Raw genomic sequence first — 21,453 nt, 5'->3', positions numbered from 1 at the left:
GGATGCGCTCGCTTTTCTACCTAATCCTAATTTTATGAAAGAAGGGAATTTCTCATGGCAATGAAGCGGAAAAAGATTTCAGTAATTGGCGGCGGTTTTACTGGAGCCACCACTGCATTTTTACTCGCACAAAAAGAACTTGGTGACGTTGTTTTAGTAGATATCCCTCAAATGGAAAATCCGACAAAAGGAAAAGCACTTGATATGCTTGAAGCTGGTCCTGTTCAAGGATTCGATGCAAACATTACAGGTACTTCAAATTATGAAGATACGAAGGATTCTGATGTCGTTGTAATCACTGCAGGAATCGCGCGTAAACCAGGAATGAGCCGTGACGATTTGGTACAAATAAACCAAAAAGTTATGAAGAGTGTAACGAAGGAAATCGTGAAGAATTCCCCGAACTGCTATATTATTGTTCTCACTAATCCTGTAGATGCGATGACCTATACAGTATTCAAAGAATCAGGTTTTCCTAAAAATCGTGTAATTGGTCAATCCGGAGTTCTCGATACTGCGCGTTTCCGTACATTCGTTGCTCAAGAATTAAATCTATCTGTTAAAGACGTAACAGGATTCGTTTTAGGAGGACATGGAGATGATATGGTTCCTCTTGTCCGTTATTCTTATGCAGGTGGAATTCCACTTGAGAAATTAATTCCTCAAGAACGACTTGACGCCATTGTTGAAAGAACAAGAAAAGGTGGCGGCGAAATCGTCAACTTATTAGGTAATGGTAGTGCATATTACGCTCCAGCTGCTTCTTTAGTAGAAATGGTTGAAGCGATTGTAAAAGATCAACGTCGTGTTCTTCCATCAATTGCTTACCTTGAAGGTGAGTATGGATTTGAAGGCATCTATCTAGGTGTTCCAACAATCCTTGGAAAAGACGGTATAGAAAAAATTATTGAACTTGATCTTACTGAAGATGAAAAAGCAGCTCTAGAGAAATCTGCAAATTCAGTTCGTGAAGTTATGAAAGTTCTTGCATAGTATTGTTTTTAGAGCTGTTCCAAGGAATATGAATTGGAACAGCTTTTTTGCTTCTATAACGTTTCATTTCATGGTATTATAATGCCAAACCAATGAAAGCGCTAACTAAAATCAGCGGATGCTTTTCAATATGATAACTGGTGGTCTAGCTTGATTATGTTAGCCTTCGATAGGTGTTTTAGATTTTTACGTAATTAAGTAAAAATCAGAGCGCAATCCCATATAGGTGTCAAATAAACGGATGAGGTGATGTGTTGTTATTGGGGAAAAAACGTAAGCTTGGCAGAAAGCTGGAGGAAATATCGACTGGGGAAAAATTGTCGCTAACTGAGAAGATTGAAGATAAGGATTTGTTGCTTTTTTTAGGTTTGACGAATGATGCAAACCCATTATACATTCAACACGATTACGCTTCACAGACAGACTATAAAAAGCCAATTGTACCATCCATTATGCTTACTGGCATAATTACCTCCGCTATTTCCAAATACATGCCAGGGCCAGGCTCACATATTTTAAAACAGGAAATTGAATTCGTTAAGCCTGTTTACCACTATGACACTATCCAATTTTTATTTGAAGTCGTTAAAATCAACCGAGATCGTCGAATAATTACCATCCATGTCCAAGCAACCGATGAACAGGAAGATACGGTCATTAAAGGCACTCTCGAAGTTTGCCCTCCGCAACATATTGAATCGGCTGAAGAGGATGAACAACATACAAAAATATAATATTTAAAATCACGGTCCAGGTTCAAATGAATCTGGACTTATTTTAATGTGCTTTATATTTATAAAGTATAGAATTATTTAAGAACCAATTGGGAGAGATCTTTCGCTTTTTTCGAATCCTTTTAACAAATCTATCACTTTTTTCGTATTTCAGTCTCGATCCGTAATGATTCGGGACAGCCCCTCCATTTTTTTGAATATTCGATGCCGATCATTCGATTTTTGAATTCTATTCGTGATCCACACGCAAGCGGCTCAAGTGATATTTTCCTCATCTTATCTTAATTAAAGCAAATCCCCTTCTTCTCATTTCACGTTAACAAAGTCATCTTTCGTCTCAGAAAATACTCACTTTTGGAAAGTACCATTCTATTTCTTTTACAATCTTTGATTTTTATGAAACCAATTATATTGTTGAACGTATACAATAACTGAGTGAATAGGAGAAAGGAAAGTGAAATATGAGCTTAAAGAGAATATACACAGTTACGGGACTTGTCATCGCGGTCATTGTACTTTCTATCGTTGTATTTACATCTTGGTATACGGTAGATGAATCCGATCAGGCTGTAATTATGACATTTGGAAAAGCGAATGAGACGATTACGGAACCTGGGCTTCATTTCAAATTACCGTGGCCAGTTCAAAATGTGAAAAAGCTAGCTCGTGAAACATTGAAGCTAGACTTTGGTTTTAAAGAAGCTAATGGAAAGTCCAGTGAAACAAAAATGATTACTGGTGATGAAAACATTGTTCTTGCCGATTTAGTAGTCCAATGGAAAATCACTGACCCCAAAAAATACTTATTTAATTCTGAGAAGCCTCAAGAAATTTTATATGATGCAACATCAGCATCGCTAAGAAGCATCATTGGAAGTTCTAAGATTGATGATGCTTTGACATCAGGAAAAGCTGAAATTGAAGCAGAGGTCAGAGACTTGCTTACGACCTTATTAGAAAAATATGATATTGGCATCTCAATTTTAGCGGTTAACTTGAAAGATGTTGAGCTTCCAAACCAAGAAGTACGTAGCGCCTTTACAGCAGTTACAGATGCTCGTGAAACAATGAATACGAAGATTAATGAAGCTCAAAAATATGAAAATAAGCGTATGAATGAAGCAGAAGGTGAAAAAGCAGCTATCATTTCCAAGGCTGAAGGAGAAAAATCAGCAAGAATTGAATTAGCCCGTGGTGATGTTGCTGTTTTTAATAAATTGTATGAACAATACAAGACAAACCCTGAAATAACTCGTGAACGTTTGACCCTTGAAACACTTGAACAAGTTTTACCTAGTGCGGAAATATATATTATGAACGATGATGGAAACACATTAAAATACTTCCCAATTCGTCCATTGGACAAAGAACAGGCAAAACCATCCAAGGAAGAAGGAGGGAATGAGTAATGGATAAAAAAGTAGTCGATTTAGAATCCCGTAAAAGTTCTGATCTTCAGTGGAGAAAATACGTGAAAATGGGATTGTTTTTTCTCATATTGATTGTTTTATTTATACTACTCATGGCAAGTGCTTTTATTGTAAAAGAAGGTGAATATAAGGTTATTCGTCAGTTTGGAGAAGTAGTTGGTATTAAAAGTGAGCCAGGGCTTGCATTTAAAGTCCCATTTATTCAAAGTGTTTCTTCATTACCAAAATATCAAATGACGTATAATGTATCACAAGCCGAAATAAATACTAAAGATAAGAAACGAATGATTATTGATAATTACGCCATTTGGAAAATCGATGATCCAAGAAAAATGATTTCAAATGCTAGAACAGTAGCAAATGCTGAATCTCGTATGGAAGAATTCATTTACTCTGTTGTTCGCGCCGAGCTAGGGCAAATAAATTACAATGAAATAATAAACGACGAAAAATCCTCACGTGGTAGCTTAAATGATAGAGTAACAGAAAAGGTGAATGAATTACTAACGAGGGATCAATACGGTATAACCGTTACAGATGTCCGTACGAAACGTACAGACCTACCTGAGGAAAATGAAAAATCTGTTTATACGAGAATGGTTTCAGAACGTGAATCAAAAGCACAAGAATACTTATCAATTGGTGATGCAAAGAAGAACAAAATCACTGCAGAAACAGATCGTAAAGTGCGCGAGATGCTTTCTAAGGCCCAATCGGAGGCGGAGGTCATTCGTTCTGAAGGTGAAGGAGAAGCCGCAAAAATATACAATAACGCTTTTTCAAAGGATAAGGAATTTTACAACCTATACCGTACATTAGAATCGTATAAGAAAACAATTGGCGAGGATACAGTCATTGTCATTCCTTCCAATTCACCTTATGCCCGTGTACTAATGGGATATACAAAATAACATGATTCCGCATGGTTAAACCCTTGCGGGATTTTTTTATACGATAAGTTTAACGAATGACATCCAATCAACCGATCGATTGCCAGAAGGCTAGTAAATCAAATGCCCCACCATTAAAGTAAATGCTGGCCAGTAAAAGGAAGCGAGCTGCCGGTAATTTCATGAATCCCGCCCGTAAACAGAGAATATCCGTCAGTAAAGTCGAGAAAATCGCCATTGAAGCAAGTGCTGGCCAGTAAATTGAAGCGAGTGGCCAGTAATCTTATGAAGCCGGCCAGTAAACATATAATATCCGTCAGTAAAGTTGAGAAAATCGCGTGTAAAACAAATAATGGTCAGTAAACAGAAGTGAGCGGCCAGTAATCATATGAAGCCGGCTAGTAAACAGATAACATCCGCCAATAAAGTCGAGAAAATCGCGCGTAAAACAAATAATTGCCACTAGTAAGCCTAAAAGATAGCTAGAAAACTTATTGTAATGCCAAATAATTTAACAGATTCACTGGTAAAATGATTGAATAAACCTGAAAGCCATCCTGCTATGCATAACATCATCAGTTTTTAGTATTGTTACTCAAAGATATTCCCAGGAGTATGTCAAAAAAGGAGGGATTTTGAAAAATCTGTCGAAAAGATAAAGAAACATTAAAATATATAAAAAACATAAAAATAGAGGTGATATTATGTTTAAGAAGTTAAGAGAAATACCTATTAAAATTCTTATATTGGAAGCATTGTTAAGACGTCTCTCTTTTACCCATCCTAAAAGGAATCTCTTACAGGAAGAACTAAGCAAAGGTTATGCGGGGTATCGTGGAGAACAGTCAATGGATTATTTCTTAGCACAGTTACCGCAAGATAACCTCCTCATTTTTCAAGACCTCCGTTTACCGCTCGCAGGTAATACTTATTTCCAAATTGATATTCTCTTGATAACTCCATCTTTTTTCATTATTTACGAAGGGAAAAATATATTGGGCCACTTGTATTTTGATTTTAATCAACTTATTCGAACACTTGATGACCAGGAAGAAATGTTTTTGGATCCCATTGTTCAAGTTCAAAATCAACAATATCACTTCGAAAATTTGATAAAGAAATACTTCAATAAACAACTTCCAAATACTTCTTTTGTCGTTGTAACTAATTCTTCCTCAAAAATTGAAATAAATCCCGACTACCGTCTTGCTTTTGAAAAAGTTATTCGTACTCCCGCTATTTTACAAAAAACCTTGCATTATAGCAGGAAAAATAATAAAGAAATATTTGATAAAAAAGATATGCAGAAATTATCTAGAATCCTATTGAAACTACACACCCCAGCCTTTCCTAATGTTCTTGAACAATTTCAAATAACGGATGATGAAATATTATCAGGCATCTATTGTGAGAGTTGTCAAAGTTTAACCATCGTCAAATCTTATAGAAAGTGGCTATGTACAAATTGTGGTCAAGAGAATAATACTGCGTTTATTCATGCTTTGATAGATTTTTATTTGTTAAAAGGTAAAACAATTACTAATCAACAATGTAAGGATTTCCTTCAACTTTCTTCAAGTTCAATTTCCTCAAAACTACTTCGCACATTAAATCTATCATTCATAGGCACCTATAGAAATAGAGCATATAACCTATCATTAAGTGACTTACAGAGGAAGTTAGTTTCAAATAATAAAGATGGGCAAGTAACCAAGTGCCCCAGGAAGTAACATGATATGATTGGCTAGTAAAAAAAGAAGCCGGTCAGTAAGATAGTATGGAAAGCCAGTAAAAAGAAGACAATGGCTATTACAATTGAGGAACAACTGTTTGTTTTCACATTCCTATTCCTACATGCTAAAATAAGAAATAAATCAAATGGACGAGCCTGCTCCAGTGGGAGGAAAATATGAAGAAGAAATTAATGTTAATCGACGGGAATAGCATTGCATACCGAGCTTTTTTTGCACTACCACTTCTCAATAACGACAAAGGGATCCATACGAACGCTGTTTACGGATTTACTACAATGTTGATGAAGGTATTGGAAGAAGAAAAACCTACACATATTCTTGTTGCGTTTGATGCGGGAAAAACAACGTTCCGCCATTCCACATTTAAAGAATATAAAGGTGGACGCCAAAAAACACCGCCAGAACTATCAGAGCAGTTTCCTTTTTTGAGGGAACTTCTAGATTCATATGGCATTAAGCGTTATGAACTTGAGAATTATGAAGCGGATGATATTATTGGAACTCTTGCTACACAAGCAGGAAAAGAAGGGTATGATGTTCAAGTTATTTCTGGAGATAAAGACTTAACGCAACTCAGTACTGATAAAATTACGGTCAACATTACAAGAAAGGGTATAACTGAGATAGAAAGTTATACACCTGAATATATAAAAGAAAAGTACGGACTTACAGCTGACCAGATTATTGATATGAAAGGCTTAATGGGCGACCAGTCTGATAATATCCCTGGTGTCCCAGGTGTTGGTGAGAAAACTGCCATTAAGTTACTTGTGCAATTTGATACGTTGGAAAACTTGCTAAATAATATCGACAAAGTGAGTGGCAACAAATTAAAGGAAAGACTAGAAGAATTTAAAGACCAGGCTATTATGAGTAAAGAGCTTGCCACAATTACGAAGGAAGCTCCTGTGAGCATTTCAGTCGATGATCTTTTATATGAAGGCTATGATCCATCTAAGCTCAGTACTATTTTTAAAGAGTTGGGCTTTAATTCGTTGCTTGAAAAATTAGAAATTGTAGATGAAGATGCATCAAACGAAGTGAATGAGATTACGTATGAAACGGTAGAATCGATTACGGACGATATATTTGCCAATGAAAACTCATTTTATGTTGAGGTTTTAGATGATAATTATTTTACAGGTGAAATAATTGGCTTTGCGCTTTCCAATGAAAATGGCCATTTTTATTTACCAGTTGAAAAAGCACTAGCTTCAGAAGCCTTTAAAAAATGGGCGGAAGATGAAGAAAAGAAAAAACGTGTGTATGATGCCAAGCTTTCCATTGTGGCATTAAAAAGAAAAGGGATTGATTTAAAAGGAATCGATTTTGATTTATTGCTAGGGTCTTATTTACTTAATCCTACAGAGTCAACTGATGATTTTGCGGGTGTTGCTAAGCTTCATAATTATACAGATGTAAAAACGGACGAATCCGTCTATGGAAAAGGTGCGAAGAAAAAAGCCGCAGAAGGCGATACATTAGCTGAACATCTCGTTCGAAAGGCGATAGGTATTGAGCTATTAACGCAGCCTTGTCTAAAAAAACTCGATGAAAATGAACAAACAGAATTATTTTATGATCTGGAACTTCCTCTTTCACTTGTGCTTGCGGATATGGAATATACCGGAGTGAGGGTAGATGTCGACAGGCTGGAAACCATGAAAACAGAGCTTGCCGAAAGATTAGTAGAAATTGAATCTAAAATTCATGAACTTGCAGGTGAAAACTTTAATATTAACTCACCTAAGCAGTTGGGGGTCATTTTATTTGAAAAATTAGGACTTCCGGCTATTAAGAAAACTAAAACGGGCTTTTCAACCTCTGCTGATGTATTAGAAAAGTTGGAAAATGAACATGAAATCATTAAGGAAATATTAACTTATAGACAGCTCGGGAAATTACAATCCACTTATATCGAAGGGTTATTAAAGGTTGTACAGAAGGATTCAAATAAAGTTCATACTCGCTTTAATCAGGTCCTTGCCGCGACAGGAAGACTGAGCTCGATTGATCCCAATCTACAAAATATCCCGATTCGCCTTGAAGAAGGACGGAAAATTAGACAAGCATTTATTCCTTCGGAGGAAGATTGGGTAATATTTGCGTCGGACTACTCTCAAATTGAACTAAGAGTACTCGCCGAAATAGCAAATGATGAAAATCTAAAAGAAGCATTCACGCATAATATGGACATTCACACAAAAACAGCAATGGATGTATTCCATGTTTCTGCAGAAGAAGTCGACAGTAATATGCGCAGGCAAGCAAAAGCGGTTAATTTCGGAATTGTATATGGGATTAGCGATTATGGATTATCGCAAAATCTTGGTATTACTAGAAAAGAAGCTGGAAAATTTATCGAGCGCTATTTGGAAAGTTTCCCTGGCGTAAAAAATTATATGGATGACATCATCATGAAAGCAAGGGAAACAGGGTATGTATCAACACTTTTGCATAGAAGAAGATATATTCCTGAAATTGTAAGCCGTAATTTTAATTTGCGTAGTTTTGCTGAAAGAACAGCTATGAATACGCCAATCCAAGGTAGTGCAGCGGATATTATAAAAAAAGCCATGATTGATATGGCTGAACGATTAAAGGCTGAAGGATTAAAAACGCGTTTGTTGCTTCAAGTACATGACGAATTAATTTTCGAAGCTCCAAAAGATGAAATTGAAACATTAAAACAAATTGTTCCTGATGTAATGGAGAATGCTCTTCCATTATCAGTCCCGTTAAAAGTCGAATATTCTTATGGGGCGACTTGGTTTGATGCGAAGTAATCATCATAGAATCGAGCAAGAAGAGAGAGGATATTATGCCAGAATTACCTGAAGTAGAAGTAGTACGAAGATCACTTGTAGAACTAGTAGCAGGGAAAAAAATTATAGATGTTAATGTTGGATGGCCGAAAATAATAAAAAGACCTGAACAATATGAACAATTTCAAGATGCTTTAAAAGGGCAAACAATCCATGACGTGGATAGAAAAGGAAAGTTTTTAGTTTTTTTATTAGACGATTATTCTCTTGTATCCCATTTAAGAATGGAAGGAAACTATCGTCTGCAAAAAACGGAAGATCCAGTTGATAAGCATACACATGTAATCTTCCGTTTTTCAGACGGGAAAGAATTAAGGTATCGTGACGTTCGCAAATTCGGAACGATGCACCTATTCAGCAAAGGATCGGAATGGACAGTTCCTCCGTTATCGAACCTAGGACCGGAGCCTTTTTCGGATGAATTTACATTTGAATATTTTAAAGGTAAATTAATGAAAACAGAAAGGTCCATCAAAGGCGTTTTACTTGATCAGACGGTTATAACTGGACTTGGAAATATTTATGTAGATGAAGTATTGTTTAGATCTCGCATACATCCACTACGAATAGCAAACACATTAACGGATCAGGAAATATTGGAACTGCGGGAACAAGCTTCAACTACATTAAAGGAATCTATCGATGCAGGTGGGAGCTCTGTCAACACCTATATGAATTCCCATGGGCTAAGTGGGACATATCAAAATGAATTGAAGGTGTACGGCAGAAAAGATCAAGAGTGTTACCGCTGTGGGGCAGCTGTACAAAAAATTAAGGTGGCGGGTAGAGGTACTCATTTCTGTCCAACATGCCAGGCAAATACTTGATTTTTTTACACGACCAGCATTTTTAGCTTTTAACAAATAACTAGCCTTCCTCATATACTGGGTTATCGACTTAAGGTGGGGAAGGGGTTTGAAGATGGACTTTTCGTTTTCACTTATTTTACTAGCAATGGCAATTAGTCTGGATAGTTTTAGTACTGGTCTTGCCTATGGACTGAGAAAAATGAAGATTCCACTTAAATCAATCTTAATTATTGCATCATGTACGGCAGTTTCTCTAGGGCTTGCGATGTTTGGCGGTCAGTTGATTGTAAATATGCTTTCGCCTATGATGGCAAGCCGTATTGGAGGAGCTATATTGATCCTGATTGGTGCTTGGGTTGTGTATCAATTTTTTAAAACTGAAAAAGAACATGTTTTGACACATGAAAAAATTGTCCTTAATTGGGAAATCAAATCATTAGGTATTGTGATCAATATTTTAAAGAAACCGACAAGAGCTGACTTTGATGGTTCAGGAACCATTACTGGGGTTGAAGCGCTTATACTTGGAACAGCTTTATCATTAGATGCCTTTGGGGCAGGTATTGGTGCTGCGATGCTTGGATTTTCCCCTTTACTACTTTCGGGATTAGCAGCTTTAATGAGTTCTATATTCCTTTTATGCGGTTTACAGTTGGGGCGGGTTTTTTCTCATTTAAACTGGATGCAAAAGTTTGCTTTTATCCCAGGGATACTGTTAATACTAATAGGAATATTAAAATTATGAAAGAGGTTGCTTATGCCAAAAATGATCGGACTCACTGGAAGTATCGCGAGTGGAAAAAGCACTGTTTCTAATATGTTAAAAGATCGGGGATTTACCATTCTAGATGCTGACATCGCTGCTCGTGTCGTCGTTGAACCGGGCCAGAAAGCATATCATCAAATTATTGAAACATTTGGCCATGAAATAGTAAATAGCGATGACACAATTAATCGTTCAAAATTGGGATCGATTATTTTTAACGATGAAGAAAAACGGAAAATGTTAAATAGCATCGTACATCCTACTGTAAGAGAATGCTTGAATGATTGGAAAATACAGGCGCTAGAAGAAGGAAAAAAGACCATTATTTATGATATCCCGCTTTTATATGAGAGTAATCTTACTTATTTAGTGGAAAAAGTAGTAGTCGTTTTTGTCGATGAGGACGTACAACTTAAAAGATTACTTAATCGAAATGGTTTAACAGAAGAAGAAGCTTTGGCAAGAATTCGTTCCCAGCTTCCTCTCCGGGAAAAAAAAGAGAGAGCTGACGCTGTTATTGATAATAATGGAACGATTGATGAAACGGAAAGACAAGTAAATGAATTGATTACTAACTGGAAATTAGAACCATAATTTAAATCCTAAAAGGAATCTCTTTTAGGATTTTTCTGCATTTACTTAGAAATTATCTATTTGAGTTAACGTGTTGAATATTCCCTAGATTAACTTTATACTATACGTCGTAAGTAAAATATAAATTGTTTTATGATTTTACATTTTTCTCGCATACTGTTTAAAGGTGTAGGATTTTATTGGACTAATTTCCCAACCGTAAGATGATAATGCAAGTATCAATGTATATACTTACGGGGATTTACTTCCCAATATAGCTACAGATTAAATGCTGTAACAAGAGAAACCATTGAAATGCCACGTGATATAAGACCAGTAAAAATGAAACATAATAAAGTTTTAATATTATGGTGTGTATGGAAACATACACTCCTTTTTAATTACGACAAAAAACGGTATAATAGAGGAAAAGCGAAAGCGCCTTGCCCATCGACGTACAAACTTCAGGGCCATTGACTGAGATAAAGGAAACACAATGAGCCTGATAAGGCGAATTGATGTTGACTTATCGTAGGGAGAAGGCAAGAAGTTTGCAAGTAGATAGTCGCTGGAAAGAACAATAATAAATGAGATATAAATTTATTCATAGAATATGTTTATCCTGATTTAAGTATTTAAAAGCACTTTGATCGGAGTTGATAGTATGAAATGCCCTTCTTGCCATCATAATGGCACACGAGTTGTCGATTCAAGACCTGCTGATGAAGTACGATCGATCCGAAGAAGAAGAGAATGTGAGAAATGCTCGTATCGCTTTACAACATTTGAAAGAGTGGAAGAAACTCCACTTATTGTTGTCAAAAAAGAAGGAATTCGTGAAGAATTTAGCAGAGAGAAAATTTTACGCGGCTTAATACGTGCTTGTGAAAAACGTCCTGTCGCTTTAGAGCAGCTTGAAAAGATTACTCATGATATAGAAAGAGATTTGCGAAATCTTGGACAACCTGAAGTGAAATCAGAAATAATTGGTGAAATGGTTATGGATAAATTGGCGAAAATTGATGAAGTTGCATATGTAAGGTTTGCCTCTGTTTACCGCCAATTTAAAGATCTTAATGTATTTTTAGATGAACTGAAAGAATTAATTAAGAAAGATTGAAAGTGTGTTTACTATGAAGCAGTATTGGAACGAGGTTCAGCCAATTGATGCATTTACCGTAGTTATGAACGGTATTTTACATCAACACGATAAAAAAATCATTGCATTATTATATCAGCCTCTCATTGGGCCCATTTCCACAACTTTATATAATACGCTTTTGTATATGGTTGAGGAAGGTAGAACGTTATCGGAGGAATGGACTCATTATCATTTAATGAATGCATTTGATCTAAATTTGGAAGAGATTTATCATGCGAGACTTAAGTTAGAAGGAATCGGCTTATTAAAAACATATACACAAACAAATAACGATAGGCGCTCCTTTATATACGAACTTCAGCCGCCGCTTTCCGCAGAGCAATTTTTTACGGATGGGATGTTAAATATATATTTATACCAAAAATTAGGACAAACGCATTTTTTAAAATTAAAAAAATCCTTCACTGAAAAGAAATTAGATATGAAAGATTTTAGTGAAGTAACTCGTAGCTTTCAAGATGTATTTACATCAATGGGTGCGAATACTTTAGCACATAGTGAAGGACATACAGCTAGTATTCCAGAACATGAGGAAGAGTATTTTCATAGACAAAAATCTCATCCCATATCCATAGATGGAAGTCATTTTGATTTTGATCTACTATTTGTCGGCTTATCTGAGGTTATGGTTCCGAGAAAGTTATTCACTTCTGCTATTAAGGACGCTATTGCCAAACTTTCATATTTATATTCTATCAATGCGATAGACATGAAAAACATCGTTTTGCAAAGTCTTACGCCTGATCAAAAGATAAGTATAGATGACCTTAGGAAAAACGCTCGAGATTGGTATCAGATGGAAAATGAAACCCGTTTGCCTCAATTAGTTGATCGAATTCAGCCAGTTATCCATCGTGAAAATGAGACAAGATTAGAAACAAAAGAGGATAAACTTATTTCCTACTTGGAAACTGTTTCTCCAAGACAGCTTTTAATCGATCTCTCTGATGGAGGAGAGCCTTCGAAATCTGATCTTCAAGCTGTCGAAGATATTATGTTTCAACAAAAGCTACCTCCAGGAGTAACGAATGTCTTGGTTCATTATGTCATGTTGAAAACCGATATGAAGCTGTCGAAAAATTATTTGGAAAAAATTGCGTCTCATTGGTCGCGTAAAAAAATTAAGACTGTGAAATCGGCCATGGACTTAGCGAAAAGTGAACATAGGCAATACCAAGAATGGGCAAGCTCAAAGAAGGATTCAACACAGAAGCGAAAAAAACCTATTCGTACAGAAAAACTTCCTGATTGGTTTGTTTCCCAAGAAGATTCTTCTCATAATGATGCCGAAATGCAAACAGAAGAATTGGAAGATAAACTCCGTAGGCTAGAAGCCATTCAAAGAAAATATCAAAAAAATGGAGGTGATAAAGGTGGAAAGAATTGATAATACAATAAAAAAACTTTCGCAATCATCGAGCTTTAGACAAAGATATGCTGATATGAAAACAGAAGTTTTACAAAATCCCGAGGTTCTAGCATTTTTAGAAAAAAACCGCGACAATCTTACAGATGAAATCATCGAAAAAAACATGATGAAGCTATATGAGTACGTTTCGCAAACAAAAAAATGTGCGAATTGTACAAGTTTAGAAAAGTGCTGCAATCTTATGCCTGGATACGAACCAGAGATTGTCATAGAACGGGAATCTATCGGACTATATTATAGCCCGTGTCCAACTAAAGTGATTCAAGATGAACGAAGAAAAACTGAAAGATTAATAAGTAGTATTTATGTTCCGAAAGAAATTCTTCAAGCATCCTTTGCTGAATTCTCATTAAATAGCCCAGGCCGAATTGATGCATTTGAATATGCCGAGAAGTTTGCTTCTTCCTATAATCCTGAAAAGGGAATGATGAAAGGCTTATATTTACATGGCAGCTTTGGTGTCGGTAAATCCTATTTATTGGGGGCGATTGCCAATCAATTAGCAGAAAAAGAAATCTCAACATTGATTGTATATGTTCCTGAATTTTTGCGTGAGATGAAGCAATCATTAAGTGATCAGTCATTAAATGAAAAAATGGAAGCTGTAAAAAATGCAAAGGTTCTTATGCTTGATGATATAGGAGCGGAAGCAATGTCAAGTTGGACAAGAGATGAAGTACTCGGTTCTATTTTGCAATTTAGAATGCACGAACAGCTTCCCACCTTTTTCTCTTCCAATTTTGATTATGTTGGACTCGAGCATCATCTAACATATTCCCAAAGGGGAGAAGAAGAAAAGATGAAAGCTGCTCGGATTATGGAGCGAATCAAATATCTTTCCATACCAGTAAGAGTGGATGGACCCAATAGAAGACATTTTTAAACACCTACACCGTATTGTAGGTGTTTTTTTATTGTTTGATCATATTATCTGGTCTAGTCCAAGCGTGTTCTCATATATATGTAACAATGCAGGAAAAAAGGGGGAGCAGGCTTGGAGTTAATGTTTAAATCCATTCACGATGCTGTACGTTTTAAAGCTTTTTTATCTGCCAATGGCTTGCAAGACTCCTTTACGGAAAGGCAAAGCCAATTTATATATTCCTTTCACTATCTTTTTGTCAAAAAAGAGCGGTATATGCAAGCTTTAATCCAATTTATTCATGAAATAAAAAGAAATGAATGGGTGGACAATGCATTACGTGATACGTATAAGTATGAAATTGAAGATGAACGCATTGAAATCATAACTATCTTAAATCAAATGTTTATTGGAGAACGAGTTGAATTAGTTTCATTAGCTGGGAAAATGGATGAAGAAGAATTAATTCAGGAAGCTGTAGTGGACTTACTTAATTTTAAGGGTGCGGTTTTATTTGATTCATTTTTACGCTTCCGTCTAAAAAAATATTTTGAATGTGTTACGGAGTATTTAAAAGTTGCAATAGATGAATATAAAATGGAACAAGAATATCAAATGTTTGTAAATATGTTGAGGGATTATTTGAAAAATCGTAGCCCCCAAAAAAATGTCGTACATGTGTTACTTGAAAAACCAATTTTGTTTTTTAACGAAAAACTTAAAGAAATGGGAAAGGAAGAAATCAAGGAGATAATGGATCGACGTTTGCTCTCTAACCATCCAGTATATGTGGATTCATCCGTCATCGCACCTCTATTATCAATGGCTCCGATTAAAATTTTTTTATACTCTGTCGAAGAGGACCAGCCACTTATTAGGACGTTAAAAAATATTTTTGAAGAACGTTTATCTATCCTGCCGACAACCCATTTAAATACTTTATTAAAAGCTTATTCTGATACTTGATTTTCATTTTCAAAACGACTATAATAGCGTACATAATCTAAAAATCTAAAAGTTTTGATAAGGACATGAGTATTTTGTTACGGTTTACAGAGAGGAAAGAATAGCTGCGAACTTTCCAACACGAACTTAATGCTTACCACCTTTGAACTCCAATCATGAATCCGTATAAGCGTGTAGTATTGATTGGCGGAAGATCTCCGTTATGAATAATCCAAAGTCATTATGTTATTAACATGATGAAAATTAGGGTGGAACCACGTGTATAAAACTCGTCCCTTTCCAGGGGCGGGTTTTTTATATTTAAAATAGGCTATGTTAAAGTTCATTGTTGATTGAAGAGAAAGGGAACGCCTGGACCGGAAATCAACATTAAAGTTTAACTAAACCTAAAACAATAAAAAGGAGTGTAGTGTCATGTCAGATCAAGTAAAAATTACTTTCCCAGACGGAACAATAAAGGAGTTTTCAAATACAACGACAACAGAAGACATTGCAGCTTCCATTAGTCCGGGCTTACGAAAAAAAGCATTGGCTGGAAAAGTGAATGGTCATTTAATAGATTTGAAAACACCAATTCATCAAGATGGTTCAATTGAAATTATCACACCTGAAAGTAATGAAGCACTTGAAATTTTGCGCCATAGTACAGCCCATTTAATGGCACAAGCTGTAAGAAGATTGTTTCCTAATGTAAAATTGGGAGTAGGCCCTGTCATTGAAAATGGTTTTTATTATGATATGGATCTTGAGCATTCCATTACACCGGAAGATCTACCTCTCATCGAAAAGGAAATGAAAAAAATCATAAATGAGAACATTGAAGTTATCCGGAAGGAAGTATCTCGCGAAGAAGCGAAGCAAATGTTTGCTCATGATGAATATAAACAGGAGTTAATTGATGCCATACCTGCCGACGAAAAAGTAACAATTTATGAACAAGGTGATTTCGCTGATCTCTGTCGCGGTGTTCATGTCCCTTCAACTGGGAAGATTAAAGAATTTAAACTTTTAAGCATTGCTGGTGCCTATTGGCGTGGCGATAGCGATAATAAAATGCTGCAACGTATTTATGGAACAGCCTTTTTCAAAAAAGAAGATCTTGAGCAGCATTTAAAAATGTTAGAAGAAGCGAAGGAAAGAGATCATCGTAAGCTTGGAAAAGAACTTAGCTTATTTACGAACTCGCAAAAGGTTGGTCAAGGCTTACCTCTTTGGCTGCCAAAAGGGGCAACAATTCGTAGAATTATCGAACGTTATATTGTTGATAAAGAAGTGGCGCTTGGTTACGACCATGTGTATACTCCAATAATGGGAAGTGTGGAGCTTTATAAAACAAGTGGACACTGGGATCATTATCGTGAAGATATGTTTCCTGTCATGGATATGGATAATGAGCAGCTTGTATTACGCCCAATGAACTGTCCACATCATATGATGGTGTATAAAAATGACATTCATAGTTATCGTGAACTACCAATTCGAATTGCTGAGTTAGGTACAATGCATCGTTATGAAATGTCTGGTGCTCTATCAGGATTACAACGTGTTCGCGGAATGACATTAAATGATGCTCATATCTTTGTTCGTCCTGACCAAATTAAGGAAGAGTTCATCCGCGTTGTTCAGCTAATTAATGAGGTATATAAAGACTTTGACATTAACGATTATTCATTCCGACTTTCTTATCGCGACCCTGAGGATAAAGAAAAGTATTTTGATGACGATGAAATGTGGAATAAAGCACAGGCGATGTTAAAAGAAGCGATGGAGACCCTAGGTGTTAATTATTTCGAGGCTGAAGGAGAAGCTGCTTTTTATGGTCCTAAGCTTGATGTGCAAGTGAAAACAGCTTTAGGGAAGGAAGAAACTCTCTCAACTGTTCAACTTGATTTCCTTCTTCCAGAAAAATTTGATTTAACATATGTAGGAGAAGATGGAAAACAACATCGCCCGGTTGTTATACACCGCGGGGTTGTATCTACAATGGAACGTTTCGTAGCCTTCTTAATTGAAGAATATAAAGGAGCGTTTCCAACATGGCTTGCTCCAGTTCAAGTACAGGTCATTCCAGTTTCACCTGACGCGCATTTTGACTATGCAAAACAAGTCGTGGATCAATTAAAAGCATCCGGCTTCCGTGTTGAACTCGATAAGCGTGATGAAAAAATCGGCTACAAAATCAGGGAAGCGCAAATGCAAAAGATTCCTTACATGCTCGTTGTTGGGGACAATGAAATTGAAAGTAAGTCTGTTAATGTAAGAAAATATGGTGAGCAAAAATCAGAAACAATTCCATTTGACGATTTTATAGTGAACTTAAAAAATGAAGTAAAATGATGCTAATGCATTTGCCTGTAGGGAAAATTTTTCTCTGCTGGCTTTTTTTAATGAGTTTGATATTAGATTATTTGCTGAATAGATGGCCCGATGAATTGGTGGTCACCAACTGAAGAATTGAAAACTGGGAAAAATTTTCCGAAAAAGGCACCTCCTAAATTTGAATGAGGTGCCTTACTTTTTATTTATTATCTTTTATTTCCATTTTTGTTCCATCTTTAAAAGTGTATTCTAATTCTAATGTACGATAATTGTCACTTAGATTGAATCGTTGAAGTACTTTTTGAATAACATCGGCTTTTGGAGTATTTGCATCTATGGCTAGGTCCTTTAATTGTGTATAAATTGTATTGAATGCTTCCATACCTTTTAACTTTCTATCATTTATGGTATCTTCCATCTTGGCCTCGTAATCACCATTATTACTTCCTTGCTCGTATTCAATATCAAAGTCTTGATCATTGGCATATTGAACTTCCAAGTCAAACTTACTAAAATTGAGCTCCTGCATTTTATTTGTTGCATTATTATCGTCTGTTACAGTTCCAACCGATTTATTCCCGCTATTATCTTTACTATTGTCGTCGGGAGTATTTGCATTTTCTGATTGTTGAGTAGGGACTACTTGCTCCTTCGGATTATTGTCTACAGAAGGATCGTTTGAACAAGCGGATAAGCTAAAAATGAGTGTGATTCCCAATAAGGGGAGATATACTTTTTTCATAATGATGCCTCCATTAAATGTGTTACCAAAAGTTTTTCCTGTTAAAGCCTTTTTAAACATTTTCAAAAAAAACATTGCTTTATGTGGGTGCTTTTGTTATGATGAAAGACGTTGATTAGATGGATTCATCATTGACTCAGCAATCTGTTTATGATAAAGTAACTAAGGTGAACTGAATACTCGTTTGTAGAAGAAGGAGCTGCCCGCTTCTCGCCTGATTGACGCATACATAAGCTGTTGACAGGTTAATGGAATTATTGTGATTCATTTTATTTGTGCGTGAATACAGTGCGGGTTGCTTGTGCCCGTGCTTTTTTAATGCTCATTTTTGGGCAGCATTTTAGAAACAAACATCGTATTCTTTTAAAAAACCTTGGAGGTGGCTAATTATTAGCAAAGATATGTTGGTAAATGACGGCATCCGTGCCCGTGAACTTCGTCTCGTTGACCATAATGGTGAACAGCTGGGAGTGAAATCCCGCAATGAAGCGCTTGAAATTGCTGCTCGTGTAAATCTTGATCTTGTTCTTGTTGCTCCTAACGCAAAGCCTCCTGTTGCCCGTATTATGGACTATGGGAAATTCCGTTTTGAACAACAGAAAAAAGACAAAGAAGCACGTAAAAATCAAAAAGTGATCAACGTGAAGGAAGTTCGTTTGAGTCCTACAATTGATGAACATGATTTTAATACGAAGCTTCGTAATGGTCGCAAATTCTTGGAAAAAGGCGATAAAGTAAAAGCCTCTATCCGCTTCAGAGGACGTGCGATTACTCACAAAGAAATCGGACAACGCGTATTAAATCGTTTTGCTGAAGAGTGCAACGATGTAGCAACGGTTGAATCGGTTCCGAAAATGGACGGTCGAAGCATGTTCTTAGTTTTAGCACCAAAAAATGAAAAGTAATGTTTTGAGGAGGAATACTCTATGCCAAAAATGAAGACACACCGTGGCTCAGCAAAACGCTTCAAAAGAACAGGTTCTGGTAAATTGAAACGTTCACAAGCTTATACAAGCCACTTGTTTGCAAATAAATCGACAAAACAAAAACGTAAATTACGTAAAGCAGCATTGGTTTCTAAAGGTGATTTCCGCCGTATTCGCCACATGCTAGACAACCTGAAATAGGATCCAATTAGGAGGGAATTATTATGCCACGTGTAAAAGGCGGTACAGTTACCCGCAGACGTCGTAAAAAAGTTTTAAAATTAGCTAAAGGTTATTTTGGTTCGAAACATAGATTATTTAGAGTAGCAAACCAGCAAGTAATGAAATCATATATGTACGCTTATCGCGATCGCCGCAACAAAAAGCGTGACTTCCGTAAATTATGGATTACACGTATTAACGCTGCTGCTCGTATGAACGGTTTATCTTACAGCCGTTTAATGCACGGCTTAAAAGTAGCTGGCATCGAAGTGAACCGCAAAATGCTTGCTGACCTTGCAGTATCTGATGCACAAGCATTTGCAGAATTAGCAAACAAAGCGAAAGCTTCTCTTTAATTCTTTATAAAAACCATTCTCCAATATATTTGGGGAATGGTTTTTTTGCTTTTAATAAGGAAAAGGATTATTGGATCTCGATTCGTCTCCAATCGAGACAGAAAACGGAAAAAAGAGTGGGTAAAGTCTCGATTCCTCTCAAATCGAAATAAATAATTGGAAAAAGTGGCAGAGAGTCTAAATTCTTTTCATTCAGATAATAATTCGAAAAATTAAGATTTAAGTACAGAAATTGTTATGGCTGTCACTATATCTATTTACAAAGTTTTTTAAGAAAATCAAAAAAGACTGGATATTGTCTCAAATCCTATGTAAATTCAATATAGTAATGTTTATTAGGGGTGTAACTATGAGATTTTTATTAATTTGGTATTTTATCATTATTAATGTTTTCGGAATGCAAATCATGAAAAACGATAAAAAAAGAGCTATACATCATCAAAGAAGAATCAGTGAGAAAAACCTATGGATGGTAGCGTTGATCGGAGGGGCGCCGGGAACTTTTATTGGGATGAAGATGTACCGTCATAAAACAAAGCATTTTCAATTCAAATATGGCTTTCCGATACTGGCAATCATTGATTTGTTGATTTATTTTTATCTGTTTACCCTCGTGTCATAACAGACGAGCAGGAAAAATAAAATAGTGGTAAGAAAGCAGGTGATCAAGATGGATGACCAGTTACTGATCATGCTTGCATTTATGGAAGGAACGGGGATACTAGCTCCTTTCATCTTTATCTTTTTTCACGTTCTAAGGCAATTTTTATTTATCCCTGTCGTGATCCTCTGTATGGCAGGAGGGATCCTTTTCGGAAGTTTCCTAGGGACCGTGTACTCTATGGCAGGATTACTTCTTCTTTCTGCGTTATTCTATTTTTTTATTAGAAAAATGCCAGGAACGCATGCAAAATTAATGAAGATTAAATATAAATGGTTCGGACGCTATACTAAAATGACAGTCGGACAAATTGCGGTCTTACGTCTTATACCTTTTTTTCACTATCATTTACTTAATTTGTGTTTGCTTGAAAGAAGACCAGATTTTCGAGGTTTTATGAAAGGGGCGTTTGCGACTAATTTACCGCTAGCTTTCTTTTATACCGTATTTGGTGAATTTATTACACATTTTACTCCTACTATAGCAATTGTAATTATTAGTTCACTTTTATTGCTGTTTTATATATTGCGAGAAAAAATTGTTATTATGGCTTGGGATGACTTTTTCAGACATTCAAACCAAGAGAAAAACCCCTGCTGAAACAGGGGTTTAATTGTTACTTTTTCTTGCCATAAGTTCCTTAATCGGACTTTTCCAGTCGATTTCACTATCTGGATACCTAAGTTTAACCTCATTTTCAATATATACAAAATCATCATAGGACAAACCTTTGAGAAGATCGGCATTATGCGGCCATATGAAGATTGATACAACTTCAAATGAACGATCAGTTGTTCCTAAGTATTTTTCGCCCTCAAACATGATACCATTATACGTAATAAGGAAATTTTTCCTTATATTATCAGGAATATCATAGAAAAAATATTTTTTTTGTTCATGGGCACTTTCAAGTTTTCTCTTCGGGTCGAGTATAAACTTGACTATTTTATAAATGAGGTAAATAATAAATGCAAAAATTGCGAGTCTCAGCACGTAAATCATGAAGAGGCCTCCATTCAAGTAATCTTATCCAC

The 21,453-nt window shown here is 36.0% G+C and carries 21 protein-coding genes and 1 other annotated feature; of the genes, 19 read left to right on the top strand and 2 right to left on the bottom strand.

Translation table 11 applies throughout. From position 1 onward, the window contains the following. The first annotated feature begins 54 nt into the window (after nucleotides 1-54). The 14 genes from mdh to thrS all read left to right on the top strand — a co-directional run bounded on the left by mdh (nucleotide 55) and on the right by thrS (nucleotide 17,530). Nucleotides 55-993 (top strand): malate dehydrogenase, encoded by a 939-nt coding sequence (mdh, locus tag KHA93_RS09795; protein WP_213110577.1) that lies wholly within the window; start codon nucleotides 55-57, stop codon nucleotides 991-993. A 254-nt stretch (nucleotides 994-1,247) separates the two neighbouring features. Beyond that, a complete protein-coding gene (locus tag KHA93_RS09790; RefSeq protein ID WP_213110576.1) occupies nucleotides 1,248-1,727 on the top strand; it encodes a MaoC/PaaZ C-terminal domain-containing protein in 480 nt (159 codons plus the stop codon). 461 nt (nucleotides 1,728-2,188) lie between these two features. After that, the gene (gene hflK, locus KHA93_RS09785) at nucleotides 2,189-3,136 is read left to right on the top strand and encodes an FtsH protease activity modulator HflK (protein ID WP_213110575.1); all 948 of its coding nucleotides are present in this window, start codon (nucleotides 2,189-2,191) and stop codon (nucleotides 3,134-3,136) included. After that, complete coding sequence (hflC, locus tag KHA93_RS09780; protein ID WP_213110574.1) at nucleotides 3,136-4,068, top strand: protease modulator HflC; 933 nt, start codon at nucleotides 3,136-3,138, stop codon at nucleotides 4,066-4,068. Before hflK ends, hflC begins: the two co-directional genes overlap by 1 nt. Before the next feature lie 683 nt (nucleotides 4,069-4,751). Next, nucleotides 4,752-5,777, top strand: coding sequence for a nuclease-related domain-containing protein (locus KHA93_RS09775; protein ID WP_213110573.1), 1,026 nt, complete (start codon nucleotides 4,752-4,754; stop codon nucleotides 5,775-5,777). Between the two features lie 179 nt (nucleotides 5,778-5,956). After that, nucleotides 5,957-8,587: a DNA polymerase I gene (gene polA / locus KHA93_RS09770; protein ID WP_213110572.1), complete on the top strand. Its 2,631-nt coding sequence runs from the start codon at nucleotides 5,957-5,959 to the stop codon at nucleotides 8,585-8,587. A 35-nt stretch (nucleotides 8,588-8,622) separates the two neighbouring features. Further along, on the top strand, nucleotides 8,623-9,453 hold the full coding sequence (gene mutM, locus KHA93_RS09765) for a DNA-formamidopyrimidine glycosylase (RefSeq protein WP_213110571.1): 831 nt from the start codon (nucleotides 8,623-8,625) through the stop codon (nucleotides 9,451-9,453). Between the two features lie 94 nt (nucleotides 9,454-9,547). Then, nucleotides 9,548-10,180: a sporulation membrane protein YtaF gene (ytaF, locus tag KHA93_RS09760; protein WP_213112859.1), complete on the top strand. Its 633-nt coding sequence runs from the start codon at nucleotides 9,548-9,550 to the stop codon at nucleotides 10,178-10,180. A gap of 12 nt (nucleotides 10,181-10,192) precedes the next feature. Beyond that, a complete protein-coding gene (gene coaE, locus KHA93_RS09755; protein ID WP_213110570.1) occupies nucleotides 10,193-10,795 on the top strand; it encodes a dephospho-CoA kinase in 603 nt (200 codons plus the stop codon). Nucleotides 10,796-11,438: 643 nt separating this feature from the next. Beyond that, on the top strand, nucleotides 11,439-11,894 hold the full coding sequence (gene nrdR / locus KHA93_RS09750; protein ID WP_213110569.1) for a transcriptional regulator NrdR: 456 nt from the start codon (nucleotides 11,439-11,441) through the stop codon (nucleotides 11,892-11,894). A 13-nt stretch (nucleotides 11,895-11,907) separates the two neighbouring features. Continuing rightward, nucleotides 11,908-13,323 carry a replication initiation and membrane attachment family protein gene (locus KHA93_RS09745; protein ID WP_213110568.1) on the top strand — a complete coding sequence of 472 codons (1,416 nt, stop codon included), beginning with the start codon at nucleotides 11,908-11,910 and terminating at the stop codon, nucleotides 13,321-13,323. Beyond that, the gene (gene dnaI / locus KHA93_RS09740) at nucleotides 13,310-14,248 is read left to right on the top strand and encodes a primosomal protein DnaI (RefSeq protein WP_213110567.1); all 939 of its coding nucleotides are present in this window, start codon (nucleotides 13,310-13,312) and stop codon (nucleotides 14,246-14,248) included. Before KHA93_RS09745 ends, dnaI begins: the two co-directional genes overlap by 14 nt. Nucleotides 14,249-14,368: 120 nt before the next feature. Next, nucleotides 14,369-15,193 carry a putative sporulation protein YtxC gene (locus KHA93_RS09735; RefSeq protein WP_233711481.1) on the top strand — a complete coding sequence of 275 codons (825 nt, stop codon included), beginning with the start codon at nucleotides 14,369-14,371 and terminating at the stop codon, nucleotides 15,191-15,193. Between the two features lie 45 nt (nucleotides 15,194-15,238). Beyond that, nucleotides 15,239-15,473: a binding site (T-box leader), on the top strand. 134 nt (nucleotides 15,474-15,607) lie between these two features. Beyond that, complete coding sequence (gene thrS / locus KHA93_RS09730) at nucleotides 15,608-17,530, top strand: threonine--tRNA ligase (RefSeq protein WP_213110565.1); 1,923 nt, start codon at nucleotides 15,608-15,610, stop codon at nucleotides 17,528-17,530. Nucleotides 17,531-17,711: 181 nt separating this feature from the next. On the opposite strand, the gene KHA93_RS09725 is transcribed toward thrS, so the two are convergent. After that, the gene (locus KHA93_RS09725; RefSeq protein ID WP_213110564.1) at nucleotides 17,712-18,254 is read right to left on the bottom strand and encodes a YusW family protein; all 543 of its coding nucleotides are present in this window, start codon (nucleotides 18,252-18,254) and stop codon (nucleotides 17,712-17,714) included. A gap of 401 nt (nucleotides 18,255-18,655) precedes the next feature. On the opposite strand from KHA93_RS09725, the gene infC reads away from it, so the two are divergent. From infC to KHA93_RS09700, 5 genes are all read left to right on the top strand, one after another. Beyond that, a complete protein-coding gene (gene infC, locus KHA93_RS09720; protein WP_233711106.1) occupies nucleotides 18,656-19,159 on the top strand; it encodes a translation initiation factor IF-3 in 504 nt (167 codons plus the stop codon). Between the two features lie 21 nt (nucleotides 19,160-19,180). Beyond that, on the top strand, nucleotides 19,181-19,381 hold the full coding sequence (rpmI, locus tag KHA93_RS09715; protein ID WP_213110563.1) for a 50S ribosomal protein L35: 201 nt from the start codon (nucleotides 19,181-19,183) through the stop codon (nucleotides 19,379-19,381). A 23-nt stretch (nucleotides 19,382-19,404) separates the two neighbouring features. Then, nucleotides 19,405-19,758, top strand: coding sequence for a 50S ribosomal protein L20 (gene rplT / locus KHA93_RS09710; protein ID WP_213110562.1), 354 nt, complete (start codon nucleotides 19,405-19,407; stop codon nucleotides 19,756-19,758). Nucleotides 19,759-20,107: 349 nt separating this feature from the next. Next, entirely contained in the window at nucleotides 20,108-20,380 is a 273-nt protein-coding gene (locus KHA93_RS09705) for a DUF1294 domain-containing protein (protein WP_213110561.1), read from the top strand. 48 nt (nucleotides 20,381-20,428) lie between these two features. Continuing rightward, on the top strand, nucleotides 20,429-21,019 hold the full coding sequence (locus KHA93_RS09700) for a TVP38/TMEM64 family protein (protein ID WP_213110560.1): 591 nt from the start codon (nucleotides 20,429-20,431) through the stop codon (nucleotides 21,017-21,019). A gap of 9 nt (nucleotides 21,020-21,028) precedes the next feature. Here KHA93_RS09700 and KHA93_RS09695 read toward each other — a convergent pair whose 3' ends face one another. Then, nucleotides 21,029-21,421 (bottom strand): sigma-w pathway protein ysdB, encoded by a 393-nt coding sequence (locus tag KHA93_RS09695; protein ID WP_213110559.1) that lies wholly within the window; start codon nucleotides 21,419-21,421, stop codon nucleotides 21,029-21,031. Nucleotides 21,422-21,453 lie beyond the last annotated feature (32 nt).

The organism is Lederbergia citrisecunda (genome assembly GCF_018343695.1).
Taxonomy (GTDB): domain Bacteria; phylum Bacillota; class Bacilli; order Bacillales; family Bacillaceae_C; genus Lederbergia; species Lederbergia citrisecunda.
The sequence above is the reverse complement of the archived record's forward strand: the minus strand, read 5'-3'. Positions and strand labels throughout refer to the sequence as shown.